We start from the raw sequence: 20,338 nt of genomic DNA on the forward strand, positions 1-20,338 counted from the left end.
ATACTGGTACACACCGACACCTATACACTGGTGGGTGACTGGCAGGTTGAAAATAAAGCAGAGCAGGTAAGTACAATTGCAGACCTTACAGGTTTGCCCCTTACTTTTAATTATCTTATCGATTTTGACGACACCAACAACCTCTTGCATCCGGAAGATGTAAATGAAGTAGAACAGATACTTGATCAATTAAAACAAGGGAATTCAATTAACTATCGTTTTCGCATTATCACACCTAAAGGCGAAATCAAGTTTCTTGCAGGCACCGGTTCACTAATAGAAGTTAACAACGCTTCCATTGCTGACTGGGACGAGACTACCTCGCGACAGGAGCTTGAATTAAAGATATTTCAACATGCTGAACAGGTATCTGACAGTGGTACGTGGACGTGGAATCTTTTAACGGACGAGTTCTACTGCACAGATAATATGTATAAGATTTTCGGGCTTAACAGGGGCGATGGAAATATCGGACTTGCAAAGTTTTCGGAAATTATTCATCCCGATGATCTGCAGCAGGTAATGGACCATTTTGCATCAATTAAGCAACTTAAACAGGATATTGAAATAGACTTCCGTATTAATGTTCCTTCGGGAGAAACACGCTATTTAAAAACGAAGGCTGAACTTTTTGCAACACGCAAGGGTGTCGAATACTTTATTGGCACTGCACAAGATGTAACAAGGGAAGTGTTGGCGGAGGCACGGGTGCGCGAAAGTGAAGCGCAGGTACGCCAGGAGAGACTTGAAGCAGAGAACAGGATACGTGCGCATGAGGCACTGATGAAGGAAGCTGAGATGTTGGGCGGTATGGGCAGTTATGAAGCACAGCTTCCTACCATGGATATTTTCTTTTCAGACAATATGTACAGGCTCCTTGGCTTTAAGCCTGGTGCTTTTAAACCTACGCTTGATTTCTTAGACACTATATCCGTTGCTGAAGACGCGAAAATGGTAAGAGTAACGATTGCACGGGCTGTTGAAACAAAAAGTGATTATGAGTATACAAGAAGGGTCTTTCATCCTAATGGACAAATGCGCTACATCCACAGCAATGGAAGAATTATTCTGGATGAAAAAGGTATACCGGTAAAGATCATCGGTATAGTAAAAGATGTCACGCAGCAACATGCATTCGAAGTTGCTTTAAAGGAAAAGCAGGAAGAGCAGGAGAAGAATCACCGGGAGCTGAAAGCCAGTAAAGAACGGTTTGAAGCTGCCATCAATGTATCACCAAACGTACTTAGTATTCTTAGAAGCATTCGCGATGAGAACAATCAGATTGTAGATTTTCTCTTTGAGTGGGTGAGTAAAAGTGGCGAAGAGCTGTCTGGTAAAGATGTAACCGGACTCAGGTTAACAGAGCAGTTTCCGCATACGAAAGAATTTAATTTGTTCGACAAGTTTGTACTTACTGTAGAAACAGGTAAGCCTACTGAAGTAGAGCACTACTACGGAGACAAAGGATTTGACCTATGGGCTTGCTGGAAAGCGGTAAAGTTCGATGACGGGCTGTTTGTTTCACTGGAAAACAATACCAAGAGGAAGAAAGGGGAACTCGAGTTAAAGGAGAGCAGGGATTTATTACAATCTGTCGTTAATGCATTGCCACACGGCTTCAGCGTACTGGAAGCTGTTCGAGACCACGAAGGTATTATACGGGATTTCAGATATCGGTTTGCAAATATTACTACGCAAACTTTGGTGGATCAGGGTGAACTTATTGGCCAGACGTTTTCTGTGTTACACAAAGGTTTTGAACAACACGGTTTCTTTGAAGAACTGGTGCAGGTGGTCAATAGCGGAGATCAAGTTGTTACTGAATTCACATACGATGAGGGAGAATCGGAGCGAAGCTTTAAAACAACCATTGTAAAACTGAGAGATGGAGTGGTGTTGTCGTTTGAAGATATTACTGCTTATAAAAGAGCGGCCCAGGATGTTTCCGATCAAAAGATTATAGGGGAGAGCCTGAGAAAGCGTGAAGCAGAACTTGCGCGCATACAGCGAATAGGAGGCGTTGCAGGATTTGATGTAGAAGTAAGCGACCTGCAATCTTCAGCTCCCAGTCCAAGATCACATGAGTATAAAATTTTACATGGTTTACCGGAGCATCAGAATTATGAGACACATGATGAATGGTTAAGCCGTATTTATCCTGAAGACAGGGAAAGAGCTGAAAAAACCTTGAGAGAAGCAATAGCTTCAGCACGTAGCTTCTATGAGTCGGAATACAGGATTATAAGACCTGTTGACGGGCAAATAAAATGGATTTACGCCAAGGTAGATATTGAACGTGATGAACAGGGCACACCAACACGATTAGTGGGAGCCCATATTGATATTACTGCAAGAAAAAACCTGGAGGAACAACTTCGTAAGTTCAATGCTTCGCTTGAAGACCTGGTAGCGCAACGCACGGCAGAACTAAAGGAGGAACACAAGCGATTTAAAGAGGCACAAGCCGTAGGCCATATCGGAAGCTTTGAATGGAATGCAAAAACGGATAAGATCTATTGGTCTGATGAGATGTACCGTATCCATCAGCTCGAGCCGCAGTCAGAAGAAATTACGCTGGAGCGTATTGTAGAGTTTGTACATCCGGAAGACAGAGCCTTAGTTTATAATAAAATTCTTAGCCACAGGAAATCTGCAGGCCGCGAGAATTTAATACACCGGTTAAAATTAAAAAATAATGAAGTCAGGTATATCAACAGGCACTTTGAGTCTTTTGCTGACGAGAACGGAAACGTAATTCGCCTGAGCGGAACCATTCAGGATATTACTGAGATTAAACAGGCGGAAGAGCAACTGAAAAAGAATCTGCAAATTCTTAAACAAGCCGAAGAGGTTGCAGAAATTGGCAGCTGGGAGTTTGATATTGATGAGGATAAGTTCAATTGGTCTGAAGGAATGTATAGAATTTTTAGCATGGTCAATGGAACTAGCGTGAGTCCTGAAAGTTACCTTGAATATGTGATAGAGCAAGATCGCCCTGTTGTAGAAAATCTTATTCAAGCTATTAGAAGGGGACAAAACCCATTTGAAGAAACCATAAGAATCAAGGTTAATGGAGAAATACGAACAATTAAGGTAAAAGGTAATGTATTGTATAATGAGAAAGGGAAGCCCACAAAAATGCTTGGGGTTGATATGGACGTTACTGACCTTGTTGAATCTCAAAAGCAATTAAGGCAAAACGAAAAATTACTAACATCCGTTTTTGATGCTACACCTGTAGGAATAAGTTTACTAACTGCTGTAAGAGACGAAGATAATCGTATAATAGATTTCAAGTTTGACCTTATTAACAGAACTGCTGAAGAGCAGTTTCATGCCACGTATTTAACAGGAAAACAATATAAGTCGGCTCTGCCACCTGAGATTGCAACATCATTCTTTAACAAGTTTGTTGAAGTTGTAGGCGGTAAAAAGACGTTACAATTTGAAGGAGAATACCGTTTAGGTGATCGGCGTGTATGGCTAAATATAAGCACAGCAAAGATTGAAGATGGTTTACTGGTAGTAAGCGAGGATGTCACATTACGCAAGCATATCGAGGAACAAATCCATAACCAGTCTCTGCTTTTTACACGGGTAATTGAGTCTGTGCCGGATGTAATACAATTGGTAAATGTTGAATCGGGAAAGGCAACTTACCTCAATAAAATGCTTCTCGAAGATCTCGGATATCCTTTTTCGATGATCAAAAAAATAGAATCAGAGAAGGAAGGTATCAGGGCGTTAATACACGCAGAGGATCTTGAAAAGTATAATGTATTTAAGGAAAGGATGCACACAGCAGGTGACGATGAAACGGTAGAGGTTGAAGTAAGGGTTTGTGCATATGATAAAAGCTGGCGATGGTTCAAGATCCGGAGTAAAGTTTTTGAACGGGATAAAAACGGAAGTGTTGTCAAGTACATCGCATTCTCTCAAAATATTACACGCGCAAAACAGGCAGAGGAAGAGCGTAAGAATCACCAGATGCTTGTAGAAATGGATAAGGCAAAGACTGCTTTTTTTGCCAACGTGAGTCATGAATTCAGGACGCCGCTTACCCTGCTGCTGGCGCCACTTGAAGATGTAGTGAGAAATGGTGGTACCACGTTAGCCAAACAGGAGCTCGATAAATTGCGAATGGCACACCGTAACGCGCTGCGCTTGCAAAAGCTTGTTAACACGCTGCTTGACTTCTCGCGCATTGAAGCAGGTCGTGCTGATGCGATTTTCCAACCTACAGACCTTGCAAAGTATACGATGGAACTGGCAAGCAACTTTACGTCATTGTTCGAAAATGCCGGGTTAAAGTATGTGATGAAGATCGAAGATCCGGAGGAGCCCATTTATGTGAATCGTGAGATGTACGAGAAGATTGTACTTAATCTCCTTTCCAATGCGTTTAAATTTACCTTTAAAGGAAAGATAGAGATTATACTTCGGGCCAATAAAAAACACGTTCAGCTTCATGTGAGGGATACAGGCATCGGTATTTCCAAAGATAATCTGGCGAGAATATTTGAACGTTTTGCGCGTATAGAAGGTGTTAAGTCAAGAACATACGAAGGCTCGGGTATTGGGTTAGCCCTTGTTCGTGAACTCGTGTTAATGCATGGTGGCAGTATTAAAGTAGACAGTGCCGAAGGAGAAGGAACTACATTTATGGTTGTTATACCAAGAGGGAAAGCGCATCTTCCACCACGTAGAATATTTGAATCGAAAGATAGAGTTGCCAATGGCTCTGTAGCTTCTTCTTTTTTAGAAGAGTTGAGTGGATGGCTTCCTGTAGAGAATGTAGTGTTTGATAACAGGAATAGGACTAAATTATTGGCAAGAGATAAATCACAAAAGGATTTAAGAAAGCCTCGAATTCTGCTTGTAGATGATAATGCAGATATGCGGGGTTACATGCATTCTTTGTTATGTGAGGATTATGAAGTTGTAATGGCCGAAAATGGAAAGAAAGCCATTGAAGCGATACAGCCAGGCAAAATGCCAGACCTTGTTTTAAGCGATGTGATGATGCCTGAGGTTGATGGATATCAGCTTCTGGCTGCAATTAAAAGTAATTCCGTCATGCAACATATCCCTGTTATATTGCTTTCAGCCAGGGCTGACGAAGAAGCAAAGATTGAGGGTATGCGCTATGGTGCTGATGATTATCTTATAAAACCTTTTTCTGCCAAGGAGATGCTTGCCCGTATTGATGCAAGGATACAAATAGCGCGCATGCAGAAAAAAACGGAGGAGTACCTGATAGAGACTAATAAACAGCTGGAGATGCGGGTGCGCGAGCGAACAAAAGAGTTGCAGGAATCCAAAAAACAACTCGAGGTGCAGCGCAACTTATTGCAACAAACGCTGGATGCAATACCGCAGATGATCTGGCTTTCCGATGCTACCGGAAAGATCAAACTTATCAATGACCAGTGGTTCAGATACACTGGTCTTGCTCATGAGCATTTTCAAAATGTACGCATAGACGAATTAGATGTAATCCATCCCAGCCAAACCAAAGAGATATTCCCTTTGCTACAGAAGACCATGAGCGAAGGACTGCCCTATCATACGGAAGTTCTTGTTAAGAACAAAGGAGGCGAGTATCTCTGGCACATGAAGGTAGTAGTGCCTGTATACGAAGAGTCGGGCGCCGTTGCTTACTGGGTAGGTTCGCTTATTGACGTGCATGAGCAGTTTACACACGAGAAAAAGATAAAGGAATACAAAGATCTGCTCGAAGCCGTATTCAACTCATCCTTTATCGGCATCCAGGTGCTTGATGCGCTTTATAACGAGAACCACCAGGTACTTGACTTTGAATGGAAGCTTTTTAATAAAGCCATTCAAAGACTTGCGAAACAAATGGATTTAAAAGGTAAACGTTTTATTGAAGTATTTCCTGGGGCGATGCAATCTGGGTTATTTGAAAGATTAAAAGAAGTAATTCACTCAGGTGAGCCAGCACACTTTCAACAGTTCTATAACTACGAGGGCTTTGATAACTGGTATGACATTTCGGCTGTAAAACTTGAAGACAGCGTAGTGATGACTATCAGTGATATATCAGAAAGTAAGGCATCACAATTGGAATTGCAGCGGATCAATGAATCACTGGCGCATAAGAATCATGAGCTGAAGATGCTGAATGAAGAACTATCTACTTTTGCCTTCGTGGCAAGTCACGATTTACGCGAGCCCTTGCGAAAAATACAGATCTTCAGCCAGGTATTGGTTCAGCGTGAAGAACAGAACCTCAGTGAAGGTGGTAAGGATTTCTTCAGGCGTATCATGTCTGCTATTCAGCGCATGAATTCACTGATCGATGATATTCTTACATATTCCAGGGCAAATGCCGGCCCAAAGGAACTTGTAAAGACAGATCTTAACAAGGTGTTATTTACAGTAAAGAGTGACCTGAGTGAATACATCAGGGAAAGGAAAGCAGTAGTAGAAGCGCATGAGCTGCCTCACTTAAAATGTAATCCATTGCAGATGGGTCAGTTGCTGCAAAATCTCATTTCGAATGCTATCAAGTTTCAACCAAAGGATAACATACCACATATAGTGATCAGTGCTTCTATAGTGGATGGTAAAAATATTAATCACCCGATGGCATCTCCCTTAAAGCGTTTTGTGAAGCTTGAAGTTAAGGACAATGGAATTGGGTTTGAGCAGGAGTATGAAGCGAAGATCTTCCAGATGTTTCAACGCCTTCATGGCATGGCCGAATTTGCGGGCACGGGTATGGGGCTGGCTATTTGCAAGAAGATTGTAGAGAACCACAAAGGTTTTATCGCAGCGGAGAGTAAGCCGGGCGAAGGAGCAATGTTCTCTTGTTATTTCCCGGATGAGTTGACGAAGTGATGTTGTGTTCAGGTGCGCGTCATTTTCCATAACAGGAGGCCGGTAAAGAACAGGCACGATGGTCACTACTCAGATAACGAATTGTTACTGATCCTCTTACTATTGTTCATTTTCTGACAAGCGCAGTGACATGGTAAATAGTGGTTTCCCTCGAGAAGCAACTTCGACTATAGTGTTCGCGGTATAAATATTGTCGTACAACTCTCATGGAAAAAAGGAACATCATTGTTATCGGAGCTTCAGCAGGTGGATTTGAGGGATTAAAAAAAATAGTAGCGGGTTTGCCGCCTAATCTCGATGCATCGATTTTCGTTGTATGGCATATTGCTCCTGATGTACGGGGTGTTCTGCCGCAGGTTTTGAATAACATCCAAACTTTACATGGCGCTCATGCGGTTGACATGGAGCCTATTAAAAGAGGTCGTATTTATGTTGCGCCTCCTGATCATCATCTACTTATTGAAAAAGGCTGGGTTCGGATTACACGCGGTCCGAAGGAAAACAGATTTCGTCCCGCAGTTGATCCTTTATTTCGGTCAGCTGCTTACGCTTATCGAAGCCAGGTAATAGGCGTCATTCTCTCAGGTGCCCTTGACGATGGTACTGCCGGCCTTTGGGCAATTAAAAATTATGGGGGTATAGCAATCGTACAGGACCCCGAAGAAGCGGAAGTTCCTTCTATGCCTGAAAATGCAATACGTGCTGTTGAAGTAGACTACAAGTTACGGGTTGCTGATATCCCTTCAGCATTGGTAAAACTGGTACAGGAAGAAGTAAGAACCGGGGCTCCCGCGCATGGTAATGGCAAGGTTGATGAGTCGAGAATAAAAACAGAGATAAATATAGCAATGGAAGACAGTGCCTTAAACGATAAGGTGTTGCAGCTCGGGAAGCTGACGCCATATACTTGTCCTGAATGCCATGGCGTGCTCAGCGCTTTGGTGGAAGGAGGAAGGGTTCGATTCCGATGTCACACAGGCCATGCTTTTTCAGCTGACTCTTTATTGGCAACAATTTCAGAAAGTATTGAAGAAAGCTTGTGGAGTGCCATAAGAAGTATTCAGGAGAGTGTGATGTTGCTAAACCATATGGGCGATCATTTTGCGGAGGTTAACCAGCCAAAAGTGGCAGCCATGTATTTTAAGAAAGCTAAGGAAGCAGAGGGTCGTGCCAATAGTGTGCGACAAGCTGTACTTAATCATGAGCAATTAAGTACAGACAGCATTTTGCATGAGGCGAATACAACGGAGAGTGAAAGCGATGAGTAAACAATTTCTTGATGATCCTTTCGGTATAGTCGTAACCAACGGCAGCAATGCAATCGCTTTTAGATATATTGCCACCATTATCCTGATTCATTCTTCACTTACATAGAATGTTTAAGGTTTAAAGAAAGATTTTATGACGTCAAATACTTCTCAGCAACCTGGTGCAGACAAATATATTCAAGATAGGCCTGCACCGGATGACCTTATCATCGTAGGAATCGGTGCTTCTGCCGGAGGTGTACAAGCGTTGAAAGAATTCTTTCAAAATGTTCCTGATAATACTGGAATCGCTTATGTGGTAATCCTGCATCTGTCACCTTCTTACGATAGTAAGCTTACCGAGATATTGCAATCAGTAACCCTGATGCCTGTTACTCAAGTAACAGAAAAAACACGGGTAAGGGCAGACGAGGTATATGTAATTCCCCCAAGTCAACATCTCATGATGGTGGATGGGAGTATCGCTGTTTCTCCCAATACACAGATAGAAGACAGGCGAGCTCCAGTTGATATCTTTTTTCGTACCCTGGCTAATTCACATGGCCCAAGGGCAGCATGTGTTATTTTGTCGGGCACAGGAGCAAATGGCTCTATGGGCTTAAAGCGCATTAAAGAATTGGGTGGGGCTACGTTTGTACAGAACCCGAGAGAAGCAGAGTTTAATGAAATGCCCAGGAATGCTATTGCTACAGAACTTGTAGACGCGGTATTACCGGTAGCTGAAATTCCGAAAAGCATTATTACTTACAAGCAAAGCCTGGGTTTAGTGCATATACCTGTGGAACCTGAGAAGCGCCCTGAGGATCAGCAGTATGCCTTACGCGAAATATTTACACAGCTACGCGTACGCACCGGTCACGACTTTACCAACTATAAGCGGCCTACATTGCTGCGCCGAATTGAACGAAGAATAAATGTAAAACATCTTCCAGATCTTCATGCTTATGCTGCTTACATACAGCAGAATCCTGAAGAGACTACAGCGCTTCTTAAAGACCTGTTAATTTCAGTTACCAATTTCTTTAGAGATCGTAAAGCTTTCGATACCATTGAAACGGAAGTGTTACCTAGTATTATTAAGAGCAAAGGCGCTGAATCACAAATACGCATTTGGGTAGCAGGATGTGCAACAGGAGAAGAGGCCTATTCTTTAGCAATGCTTTGCGCAGAGCAAACCTTAAATTTAATTGATGCTCCTAAAGTACAGATCTTTGCTACAGACATAGATGAGGCCGCCATCAACCAGGCGCGGGAAGGATTGTATTCCATAAATGATGCGGCAGATGTATCCCCCGAGCGATTAAGAAGATTTTTTACCAGAGAAGGAGAAGATTACAGGATTAAGCGTGAGATCAGGGAGATGGTTATGTTTGCCAATCATAACTTTATCAAAGATCCTCCGTTCTCACATCTTGACATGGTAAGTTGTAGGAATGTACTGATCTATTTGAACAGTACGGCTCAGGAGCGTGTAATGGAGACTTTTCACTTTGCATTGAAGCCAGGAGGTTTCCTCTTCCTTGGCTCTTCTGAATCTGCTGACGGGGCAAGTGATCTTTATGCGGTTTTTAACAGGGAGAACCATATCTTTCAAAAAAGACAAATAACAGCGGCGCGTACCTATCCTGTACCTGATTCTGTTCCCTCCTTTCCTTTGCAACCGCCACATAAGCCTGTTACATTATCTGATCAGCCACCCGTAAAAACCGAACGTATTACATTTGGTGATCTCCATCAGCGTTTATTGGAGCAGTATGCACCACCTTCTGTTATTGTTAATGAGGAGTATGATATTGTCCATCTTTCAGAAAGAGCGGGAAGGTATCTACAGATTGGTGGAGGTGAACCTTCTCAGAATTTGTTGAAGCTCATAAGACAGGAATTGCGTCTTGAATTAAGGTCAGCATTATATCAGGCTGTTCAGCGAAATACAGCTGTAGAAGCAAGGGGTTTAAAAGTAACAGTAGATGAACACACGGAATCAATCAGTATTCACGTGAGGCCGGTATTACAGATTACAGATGTTGCTAGGGGGTTTATCCTGGTATTGTTCGAACGTGTGACGGATGAAGAAGAAAATATAGATGTGTTGCTCTCTTCTGATGAACCTGTAGCACGCCAGCTGGAGGAAGAATTGATACGTTTAAAGGCACAGCTTCGTGCTTCCAATGAGCAACATGAGTTCCATGCAGAAGAACTGAAGGCGGCGAATGAAGAGCTGCAGGCAATGAATGAAGAATTGCGTTCTGCGGCAGAAGAACTTGAAACCAGTAAGGAGGAATTACAGTCGATAAATGAAGAGCTTCGTACGGTAAACCAGGAGTTGAAGGTGAAGGTAGAAGAGACCACCATTGCCAGCAACAATCTTCATAACCTGATTAATTCTGTTGACATTGCCACAGTGTTTCTCGACAGGAGCTTTCGTGTTGCATTCTTTACGCCAGCCTCACGGCAGTTATTTAACCTGATACCTGCTGACTACGGCAGGCCCCTATCGGATATTACGGGTAGGCTCGCTTACGACAACCTTGTAGAGGATGCAGAGTCAGTATTAGAAAAGTTACAGCCCGTGGAAAAGGAGGTACAGACAACGGACGGGCGGGTATATATGATGCGTGTTTTGCCTTACCGCACAGACGAAGATAGAATCAATGGTGTAGTTATTACATTTTTTGATATTACAAGTCATAAGGAGACAGAGGAGGCTCTTAGAAGATCGGAAGAGCGTTTTCGTCTTGTATTTGCAAGTGCCAAAGACTACGCCATCTTCACTATTGATACGCAAAGGCGTGTAGGCACATGGAACAAGGGGGCAGAAGGCATGTTTGGCTACTCAGAACAGGAAATGATCGGGCAGTCAGGCGATATTCTCTATGTACCTGAAGCCCGTGAGAAAGGAGCTCCGGAGAAAGAAGCGGCAAAGGCCAAAGAAAAAGGATTTGCTGAGAATGAGCGGTGGCATCTGCGTAAAGGTGGTACCTGGGTTTATTGCTCAGGTACGGTAAGACCCTTGCACGACAACGCCGGAAAATTATTGGGCTTTGTTAAAATTGTACGAGAACTTACGGAAACAATGCAAGCCCAGGAAGCTTTGCGTGAATCGGAAGAACGACTACGCATAACCCTGGAGTCTGCAGAGATGGGTGTATGGGATTGGGATATTAAAACAGATGTAGTGAAGTGGAATAAGCAGCACTACATTATGTTAGGCTTGCAACCAGGCGAGGAAATAAAAAATGCTGGCTATTTCCTGAGCTTTGTTTATAAAGACGAAGCAGAAACAGTAGACTTGGCATTAAAAACTGCAGTGCAGGAAGGTGGGATATTTAAAGCGGAGTTTCGAATTGTAAGAGCAGACAATAAAGAGATAAGGTGGGTAAGTGGATATGGCCGTACCATTGAAAAGGACGAAAAGGGTCATGCTATACGAATGGTAGGGGTAATGTACGATATTACTGAAAGGAAAAACCTTGAACAACAGAAAGACGAGTTTATTGGCATAGCAAGCCATGAATTAAAAACACCTGTAACCAGTATCAAAGGTTACGCTCAAATTTTACAAGACCGGTTTGAAAAGGCTAATGAAAAAGAAAGCACTGCATTAATGCAGAAACTTAACAACCAGGTCGACCGACTTTCTAACCTGATTAGAGACCTTCTGGATACAACAAAAATTGTAGAAGGTAAGCTCACACTTAATCTGACTACCTTTAACCTGAACAGTCTTGTAGCTGAGCGAATAGAAGAACTTCAAAACCTTTCCAAAGGACATCAGTTCATATTTCAAAAAGCTTACATTAAACCCATAACGGCAGACAAGGAACGCATTGGGCAGGTACTTAATAACTTTATTATGAATGCTGTTAAATATTCACCTGATGGTGGCGATATCGTTGTCCAGACTGAAGTAGTAAAAGAAGGTGTTAAACTAAGTGTTTGTGATCAGGGAGTCGGTATTCCGGTTGAACTTCAAAAGAAAGTGTTTGATCGGTTCTTTCGTGTTGAAAACGAACAAACGGAACAAGTTTCAGGAATGGGCCTTGGTCTTTATATCAGCGCCGGAATTATTGAAAGGCACAGCGGTACCATTGGTGTTGAAAGTAAAGAAGGAGCGGGCTCTGTTTTCTATTTTATACTGCCCACAAGTAATTCTTAACGGTGATAGAACATGTAATAGTTAGCGATGCCAGATGTAACCGTGTTTTTGTTTTGTGAATGACGTGTGATTAATTTCCTAAACCTTGTTTTTGTTCTTTAAATAGCCCTGCTACCTTTTTAAGGATGACGTGCATATTAAATGGTTTCTCGAGATAATCATCTGCGCCGGCAGTTGCCGCAGCCTTGTCTACCCCTGAAGTTGCAGAGATCATAATAACAGGGATATTACTTGTAGCTTCGTTTGCTTTAAGCATCTTACAAGCCTCTACTCCATTTACGCCCGGAAGTTGCTTGTCAAGTATAATAACATCCGGCCAGTTTCCTTTCCTTTCGCAAAGGCTCTTTCCGTTGTCTAAACATTCGACCTGGTAGCCATACGAACTGAATATGATCTTAAAGACATCCTGAATGTCTAAGTCATCTTCTACTATCAGTACTTTTTTCATGTCCAAATGGATTTACGTGCAATTAAATATTAAACATTGAATTGTGTTTTCTTATAAGCATAAAAATATCATTTATAAATTTTATGCGCTTGATTCTTTGCTGTCGTTCTACAGAATCTACGCCTCGTTTCAAGTAACAGCATACCCATATTGAATAGGTAATGAAGGTAGGGGTATGGTATCGTTTTTGGGTTGCGTTTTTAAAAAGCAACAACTCATGAGAAAAGAGACTACTACAGCAGCATTGAGAAAAATGTTTGGCTGGATTATTCCATTATTTGTTTGCACGTTACTCATTACTGCGTGCGAAGAATGGTTTGACGACGATGAGGAAGACGGCGATGGTATTGCGCTTGGTATTCGAAACTTTGCCACTGGCCTTGATACACCATGGGAAATGGTGTTTGCTCCTGACGGAAGATTGTTTGTGACGCAACGCCCCGGATCAATTGCTGTAATTGATAAAAGCGGAAAGAAGAAACAGTGGCTTGCTTTAGATTCGGTACAGGAAATAGGAGAGTCGGGTTTGTTTGGTATTGAACTCGACCCGGAGTTTGAAAGAAACCGGTATGTATATTTCGCTTACACCTATGCAGAAAGCAAGGCACCATTGGTGTTGGTGAATAAGGTAGTGAGGTACAGAGATAACAACGGTACCGGTGTATTTGATAAAGTGCTTCTGGATGGTGTACCCGGCAATTACCTTCACAATGTAGGAGCGCTTGAATTTGGCCCTGATGGTATGCTGTACATAACATCAGGTGAGACCTTTAAGCCAGAACTAGCGCAAGATATGTCATCGCTCAACGGTAAAATTTTACGGATGACACGCGACGGTGATGTACCTGCAGACAATCCTTTTCCTGGCTCTTATATTTATTCCCTTGGGCATCGCAATCCGCAAGGATTAGCATTTCAACCGTCAACGGGATCGTTATGGTCAACCGAACACGGCCCTTCGGAAGAGCAGGGATGTTGCATGGATGAAGTCAATCTGATAAAGGCCGGAGCAAATTATGGATGGCCGCTGATTATGGGTAAGCAGCAGCAAGCCGGACTTGAAACACCCGTTTACTATAGTGGCGATACCACTACCTGGGCACCTACAGGAGGTGTTTTTGTAAGACAAGGCGAGTGGCAGGGATCATTGCTATTTACTGGTCTTCGAGGTGAAGCATTGTACCGGGCAGTATTTAATGCAAGTGATCCTTCGAAGATCGACACTGTAGAACGCTATCTATACCAGAAATTGGGAAGATTGAGAAATGTAACGGAAGGTCCAGATGGCAGGATCTATATTGCGGTAAGCAACCAGGATGGTAGGGGAGATCCATTGTCTATTGATGATCGGATTGTGGTGTTAACACAAAAACAATTAAAGGATTTTAAATCGAAATAGAAAACAAGAAAGCCCTTGGTTTTAACCAGGGGCTTTTTCGTTGTTTAAGCATTTACACCTACCATAGCGCGGCATTCATCGGCGCACTTGCGACAGGCTTCAGCGCATGCTTTACAATGGTCCATGCCATGCTCAACATGTTTCTCACATTCCTCAGCGCAGGCCTCACAGATTTCAGCACATGCATGGCAGAACAAGGCATAATGCTCTCCGCCCATACCCATTAGTCTTGCTGTCGCATAACATGCTTCGGCACATTCGCGATCTAACTCAATACACCTTGCCAACATGGTGATATCTTCCTCATTAAGACAAGCTGTAGCACAGCTGTCACATTCTCTTGCGCATGCCAGGCATGCGTCTATGCAGGATTGAACTCTTTCTTGATTCATAAATCGACAGTTTAAGTGAAATGTATTGTTACTCTATTTCAGCATTGCATGCATTAATGCTGTTGGCAGTAGGTTGACCTAATCATCTTAACTCATCAACAGCATGTTAATTTGGTATCAGGATGTTCAAATTTTTATGCCATTGCAGCATATTGTACTATTCTTTGAAGTAGTTTTTGTGCCATTGTCGGTTTCCTTAAAAAATTCATATAATTGCAGTGTAATTGGTTCCTGTTGTTAACAGGATTAAAAGGGAATACCGGTGTAAATCCGGAGCAGTTCCCGCTACTGTAAGCATTTTAACAAGTGTTATCACTACTTCAAGTCACTGTTCTGCAAAGGATGGGAAGGCCAGGATAACATGATGCAAGCCAGGAGACCTGCCCGTTACAGATGTTCAAATTCAATGCTTCGGGTAAAAAGCACGTGAATGTAAAATCTGAGAACTGCATGTTGCAGTATCTATTTTTCATTCCAGCCTTTTACTCCTTAAATCATTTAAACCTTAACAATGAAAAAGGAGAGAAAAGTCTGGGCAATGACTATGATTGCCTTTTGGCTGCTGGCGTCAAACCAAACTAAAGCACAGCAAGATTCACTTCGTACATTAAATCTTAATGAAGTGGTGGTAACGGCCACCAAGTTTCCCAAGAGCATCGCTGAAACCGGGAAGGTCGTTAATGTAATTGACGAATTACAGCTGCAAAGAAGCGCAGGAAAAGACTTGTCACAATTATTAAATGAACAGGTAGGCTTGGTTGTTAATGGTGCTGTTAGTAATCCCGGAAAAGATAAGTCTGTTTTTTTGCGGGGTGCAAAAGGAGATTACACCCTTATCCTGATCGATGGTGTTCCTCTTAGTGATCCTTCAGGAATAGGAGGGGCTTTCGATTTACGATTGATTCCTATTGATCAGGTTGAGCGAATTGAAATCCTGAAAGGAAGCCAGTCGACTCTATATGGTTCTGATGCCATTGCAGGCGTTATCAACATCATTACTAAAAAGAGCGGTGATAAACCTTTCAATGGGTTTGGCACAGTAAGCTATGGTAGTTATAATACCTTCAAAGGAAATGCGGGTGTATCCGGAAGTACAAGGCTTTGGGATTACGACCTCACTTATATGCGCTTTCAAAGTGATGGTATAAGTGAAGCATATGATGAAACCGGGAGCGGCAACTTTGACAAGGATGGTTTTAACCAGGATGCATTTCAACTTAATCTCGGATTTAAACCGACTGAAGATATTTCTATACGTCCTTTTGTTCGTTATTCAGATTTTGGAGGAGACTATGATGCCGGTTCTTTTGCTGATGACCCTGATGCCGTTTATGAAGCAAGTCTGTTGAATTATGGCTTGAACGGACAATACACCTTTGCTAAAGGTGCGGTTAACGTACTATATGCGCACGATAAAACAGAGCGTGACTATATAACACCCTTTAGCTCTTTCCCGAATAAAGGACATTATGATCATGGAGAGGTTTTTTCAAACTATTCCTTTGGTAAACACATTCAATTACTCGCTGGTTTGAGTTATCAACGCATGGAGATGAACCTTCCGGAAGCAAGTATCAAGTACAGGTCATTGAATATAACGAATCCGTATGTTTCATTTTTTATTAATGATATCTCAAGATTCTCCATTGAGCTAGGTGCAAGAGAAGTAATCCACTCAGTATATGGTCATACATTTACGTATAGTATAAATCCAACGTATAAGATTGGTAGCGTAGCAAAACTATTTGTCAATTATTCAACTGGATTTAAAGCACCCACCCTGTCTCAGCTATATGGGCAGTTCGGTGCAAATGAAGAACTGAATCCGGAAGAAAGCAGAAGTATTGAAGGAGGGGTTCACCTCTTTACTAAAGACAAGAAGGCTAATGTGCGTGCAACTTTATTTTCCCGTAAAGTAGATAACGTCATTATATACACAGCAGGAGAAATGAGAGACAGATATCTGAACCTTGACCAACAGGATGACTATGGCTTTGAGGTTGAGCCTGTGGTACAGATCAACGAGAATTTGAATATCGGAGCTTTCTATTCATATGTAACGGGCGAGCTCACCACACCATTAGCAACCGGAGGAGATACTACCTACAATAACCTTATCAGAAGACCTAAGCATTCTTTTGGTATCAATGCCACGTACGCGATTACCAAACAACTTACGGTGAGCATGAACTTCAAGACGTTTGGCAAGAGAGATGATTTGTTTTTCAACATGAACACTTTTACACAGGAACGTGTAGGCCTCAACAGCTATCAACTGCTGAATCTCTATGCCGAATATCGCTTACTTGCGCAAAGGCTCAAGTTATTTGTCGATGCTAAAAATATTTTAGATCAGGACTATACTGAGGTGTATGGATACAGTACACAGGGATTCAACGTACAAACAGGACTGTCATTTAACTTCTAAAGACTTTACCATGGATCAAAAATTTAGTCCGCGTCCAATTGTGCTTACACTGATGATACTTGGTGTAGGTATTTTTAGAGTAGCAACAGCGCAAACACAATCGCCTTTCGTTGGATTTACGCCGCTGGGTGCAATGGCATTATTTGCAGGCTTTTATTTTCGTGACAGATGGAAAGCCTATATGTTACCTCTTGTAACTTTATGGCTTTCTGATATTGTACTTAATCGCTATGTGTACTTTGGATATTGGGTGTTTTTTTACAATAGTTTTATCTGGGTGTACGTAAGTTTCGCATTAATGGTACTCGTGGGCCAGCTCTTTAAAACTGTTACGATAAGAAATGTCTTTCTGTCTTGTATCAGTGCCGCAGGCCTGCACTTCCTCTTCTCCAACTTTGGCGTGTGGTTAATGGGGTGCACCGGTACTGCTGCTGATATTCTTTACACACCGGATATTTCAGGTTTGTTAAGCTGTTATAGAATGGGATTGCCTTTGCTGGGAAATTTGCTGATGGGTAATTTTATATTCTCTGCCATTCTTTTTGGTGCTTTTGAATGGATGCAAAGAAGATATAGTGTGTTACAACTTAATGTGTGAAAAATGGTAGCATGTTCTTTTCTTCCTGCTGCCACCCGTATGATTTACGATATCGGATTACAGCACAAATTGCAAGGGATCACTTTTGAATGCCCTGCTGACGCCTTAAGTGAAAAGCATAAGGTAGTGCGCTGCGTTCTTGAAGGTAAGCATTACACAAGCATCGAGATTGATAGGATCTTTAGTACAAGCAAAGCCCAGGGGAAAAGCCTTTACTATGTCGATGATGACTTGCTGCAGGCAATACAGCCTGATGTAATTTTCACCCAGGATGTTTGTGAGGTATGCCAGATCGATACGGTTTGTACCGCTGCAGCTGTTGCCAAGTTAAACAAACAACCAAAGCTTGTACCGCTTACACCCGCAAGTCTGGATGATGTATTTCAAACCGCTATTACTATCGCCACTGCTTTGGGAGAAGAAGAGAAAGGATATGCTTACCTTGGCGGTCTTCAAAAAAGAATTGATTTGATAATAGACGGGCTTCGGGCGTTTAAGGTCAGGCCGAAGCGAATAATGCTAATGGAGTGGATTGAACCAATCTATAATTGTGGTCATTGGATTCCGCATCAAATTGCTTATGCCGGAGGTATTGATATGCTGTCAAATCCTAATGGAGACAGCATTGTAACGCCCTTCAGCAAGGTAGTTAAATATGATCCGGAAGTCTTAGTTATCGCACCGTGTGGTTTTGATGCAAAGCGCTCACTTGAAGAGTTGCACCTGTTAACTGAAAAACCGGAATGGAACTCGTTACAAGCGGTAAAGAACAACAAGGTTTTTGTTGTTGACTACGATTTATTCACACAACCATCAGCATCAACATTGGTAGATGGTATTGAAGTGCTGGCTGCATTATTTCATCCTGAAGTATTTTCAGTTCCTGAACGCTTGGCTCACCATGTTGCATCTGCTATAGATGTATTTGAGAGAAGACTTGTTGGTAATTATCTATAAATATCGCTTTCCCATTTTTAAGGAAATGTTAGAACTAATAGTGTATTCGAAAAGAATACGCTATTAGTTTAAAATATAAGGAAGAGAACCTTAACAAATAAGATAACTTTGAGCAGTGTAATGACATGTATCAAGGCGAAAATGTTAGTTAAATGAAAAATCCAGCAGTAGGAATACGCTTTCTTAAATTTCCATAATCAGTAATAATAGCAAGGTTCTAATAAGTATTCACTCTTTCTTTGTGAATGGCAGTGTTTTGTTTGTAAACGAAAAACTCGGATTCTTTTGCGCCATCTCCTATTCTCTTTCAAGGCGAAAGCATTAATTAATAAAGTATTTATATTTTCTTTGTTGAATGAGTATAGTTAATGCGCTTATAGTGGATGATGAAAAACTTGATCGTGAATTATTGGGTAACCTTATTAATCAATACTGTTCTTCAATAACGGTGTTAGATCAGGCATCTTCCGTTGATAATGCCATCCAATCAATTAATAAATTCACGCCAGATGTTGTGTTTCTTGATATCCATATGCCAACTGCTAACGGATTTAAGTTACTTGATAGTTTTCCTGACAGGGAATTTCTAATAGTGTTTACAACCGGCCATGACGACTACGGAATACAGGCAATAAAAGCAGGGGCGTTTGATTACCTTCTTAAACCTATTGATGTAGATGAGCTTTTAGCTACCGAGCAGAAAATACTTAAGGTGCTGGAAAAAAAGCGGAAAGTATTTATACCGCATGTAAAAGTATTTCACCAGGGAGAACACGTGCTTATTAAAGCAGATGAAATTGTATGTGTTGAAGCACAAGGAAGCTATGTAAAGATTTTTCGTATCGGGGGTGAACACGTGGTCGTTCCAAAAAATTTGAAGCAACTTATGGCTTTAATGAAGGTTGACTTTTTGAAACGTGTTCACCGTTCTTTCATTATAAACACCAACCATGTTATCAGGTATCAAACAACAGGAAATGAGCTAATAGTATTTTTAGCGGGAAACGTAGAGGCTAAAGTGTCAAGGCAGTACAAACAAGTGTTAAAGGATCTGCTTATATGAAACGCTACCTGACAGTTCTTGTATCTCTTCTTCTATTCCATCTTATTTTCTCTTCGTTAAAAGCACAAGATAGACCTATAAAAAAATATACAACAAAGAATGGTCTAGGCCACTCTATTGTGTACAGAATAGCCCAAACAAAGGATGGCTTTCTTTGGTTTTCTACAGACAATGGTCTTACACGTTATGACGGTGCCACATTTGAAAACTTCACTTCTAAAGATGGTCTAGGATCAAATTTCATCTTTGGTATCGCTGAGACTGATACTGCCTTATTGGTGTCCTCTTTCGGAGCAGGTATAGTTAGTTATAAATCGTCAACAAATATTAAAGTAAATCATTACAATAAGGACGTGCTTTACCCAATTGATATAGTCATTCACAAAGATCAATTGTGGGTAATAGGAAGAAATTATCAACTTTATATTTTTAAGAATAATAATTTTGAACCTGTTGTCCTGGATTGTCCGCTAGCTACGTTTTTCAAGTTGTTAGTTACTTCAAACGGAGAACTGTATGTTGCTGCATCAGTAGGGGTATTAAGATATAACGAATTAAATAAGCGTTTTGAGGCACTTTCTGGTACAGCAATCCAAGATACTTTTTATTCTATTGTTGAATGGAATGATAATGATTTTATTGTGACGCGTGAGGGGGGCGTCTATATCTTTTCACCTGAAGATGGATCTCTAACTCTCATTTCCAAAGGAAATTTTTATAATCATAGCAATTCACTTTTTAAGGATAAAGACGGCAGTATCTGGA

Annotated in this window: 11 protein-coding genes and 1 riboswitch; of the genes, 9 read left to right on the forward strand and 2 right to left on the reverse strand. The window is 41.6% G+C overall.

The genetic code is table 11. The features are described 5' to 3' along the window. The first annotated feature begins 30 nt into the window (after positions 1–30). From KK060_RS22385 to KK060_RS22395, 3 genes are all read left to right on the forward strand, one after another. Positions 31–6,864, forward strand: a complete 6,834-nt coding sequence (locus KK060_RS22385) for a PAS domain-containing protein (RefSeq protein WP_254156953.1) — start codon at positions 31–33, stop codon at positions 6,862–6,864. A gap of 206 nt (positions 6,865–7,070) precedes the next feature. After that, complete coding sequence (locus KK060_RS22390) at positions 7,071–8,132, forward strand: chemotaxis protein CheB (protein ID WP_254156966.1); 1,062 nt, start codon at positions 7,071–7,073, stop codon at positions 8,130–8,132. 133 nt (positions 8,133–8,265) lie between these two features. Then, positions 8,266–12,288 carry a CheR family methyltransferase gene (locus KK060_RS22395; RefSeq protein WP_254156968.1) on the forward strand — a complete coding sequence of 1,341 codons (4,023 nt, stop codon included), beginning with the start codon at positions 8,266–8,268 and terminating at the stop codon, positions 12,286–12,288. Positions 12,289–12,358: 70 nt separating this feature from the next. Here KK060_RS22395 and KK060_RS22400 read toward each other — a convergent pair whose 3' ends face one another. Continuing rightward, positions 12,359–12,736, reverse strand: coding sequence for a response regulator (locus tag KK060_RS22400; RefSeq protein WP_254156970.1), 378 nt, complete (start codon positions 12,734–12,736; stop codon positions 12,359–12,361). A 217-nt stretch (positions 12,737–12,953) separates the two neighbouring features. Here KK060_RS22400 and KK060_RS22405 point away from each other — a divergent pair, with 217 nt between their 5' ends. Then, positions 12,954–14,135 (forward strand): PQQ-dependent sugar dehydrogenase, encoded by a 1,182-nt coding sequence (locus tag KK060_RS22405; protein WP_254156972.1) that lies wholly within the window; start codon positions 12,954–12,956, stop codon positions 14,133–14,135. A gap of 44 nt (positions 14,136–14,179) precedes the next feature. Here the strand turns inward: KK060_RS22405 and KK060_RS22410 are convergent, their stop codons facing one another. Then, positions 14,180–14,527, reverse strand: a complete 348-nt coding sequence (locus KK060_RS22410; RefSeq protein WP_254156974.1) for a four-helix bundle copper-binding protein — start codon at positions 14,525–14,527, stop codon at positions 14,180–14,182. A 208-nt stretch (positions 14,528–14,735) separates the two neighbouring features. Then, positions 14,736–14,929: riboswitch (cobalamin riboswitch) on the forward strand. Positions 14,930–15,038: 109 nt separating this feature from the next. Here KK060_RS22410 and KK060_RS22415 point away from each other — a divergent pair. The 5 genes from KK060_RS22415 to KK060_RS22435 all read left to right on the forward strand — a co-directional run. Continuing rightward, positions 15,039–16,955, forward strand: a complete 1,917-nt coding sequence (locus KK060_RS22415; RefSeq protein WP_254156976.1) for a TonB-dependent receptor plug domain-containing protein — start codon at positions 15,039–15,041, stop codon at positions 16,953–16,955. A 10-nt stretch (positions 16,956–16,965) separates the two neighbouring features. After that, a complete protein-coding gene (locus KK060_RS22420) occupies positions 16,966–17,553 on the forward strand; it encodes a DUF6580 family putative transport protein (protein WP_254156978.1) in 588 nt (195 codons plus the stop codon). Between the two features lie 3 nt (positions 17,554–17,556). Then, entirely contained in the window at positions 17,557–18,510 is a 954-nt protein-coding gene (locus KK060_RS22425) for an ABC transporter substrate-binding protein (protein WP_254156980.1), read from the forward strand. A gap of 355 nt (positions 18,511–18,865) precedes the next feature. Next, a complete protein-coding gene (locus KK060_RS22430; RefSeq protein WP_254156982.1) occupies positions 18,866–19,573 on the forward strand; it encodes a LytR/AlgR family response regulator transcription factor in 708 nt (235 codons plus the stop codon). Continuing rightward, a partial coding sequence (locus KK060_RS22435; protein WP_254156984.1) for a ligand-binding sensor domain-containing protein occupies positions 19,570–20,338 on the forward strand: 769 nt, incomplete at its 3' end. The genes KK060_RS22430 and KK060_RS22435, both read left to right, overlap by 4 nt.

The sequence above is a fragment of the Chryseosolibacter indicum genome (genome assembly GCF_018598585.1).
Lineage (GTDB): Bacteria > Bacteroidota > Bacteroidia > Cytophagales > Cyclobacteriaceae > Chryseosolibacter > Chryseosolibacter indicus.

Excerpts from the sequence above, each read along its gene's own strand:
- KK060_RS22390 (WP_254156966.1), top strand. The coding sequence starts at position 7,071 with ATGGAAAAAAGGAACATCATTGTTATCGGAGCTTCAGCAGGTGGATTT.
- KK060_RS22395 (WP_254156968.1), top strand. The coding sequence starts at position 8,266 with ATGACGTCAAATACTTCTCAGCAACCTGGTGCAGACAAATATATTCAA.
- KK060_RS22400 (WP_254156970.1), bottom strand. The coding sequence starts at position 12,736 with ATGAAAAAAGTACTGATAGTAGAAGATGACTTAGACATTCAGGATGTC.
- KK060_RS22405 (WP_254156972.1), top strand. The coding sequence starts at position 12,954 with ATGAGAAAAGAGACTACTACAGCAGCATTGAGAAAAATGTTTGGCTGG.
- KK060_RS22410 (WP_254156974.1), bottom strand. The coding sequence starts at position 14,527 with ATGAATCAAGAAAGAGTTCAATCCTGCATAGACGCATGCCTGGCATGC.
- KK060_RS22415 (WP_254156976.1), top strand. The coding sequence starts at position 15,039 with ATGAAAAAGGAGAGAAAAGTCTGGGCAATGACTATGATTGCCTTTTGG.
- KK060_RS22420 (WP_254156978.1), top strand. The coding sequence starts at position 16,966 with ATGGATCAAAAATTTAGTCCGCGTCCAATTGTGCTTACACTGATGATA.
- KK060_RS22425 (WP_254156980.1), top strand. The coding sequence starts at position 17,557 with ATGGTAGCATGTTCTTTTCTTCCTGCTGCCACCCGTATGATTTACGAT.
- KK060_RS22430 (WP_254156982.1), top strand. The coding sequence starts at position 18,866 with ATGAGTATAGTTAATGCGCTTATAGTGGATGATGAAAAACTTGATCGT.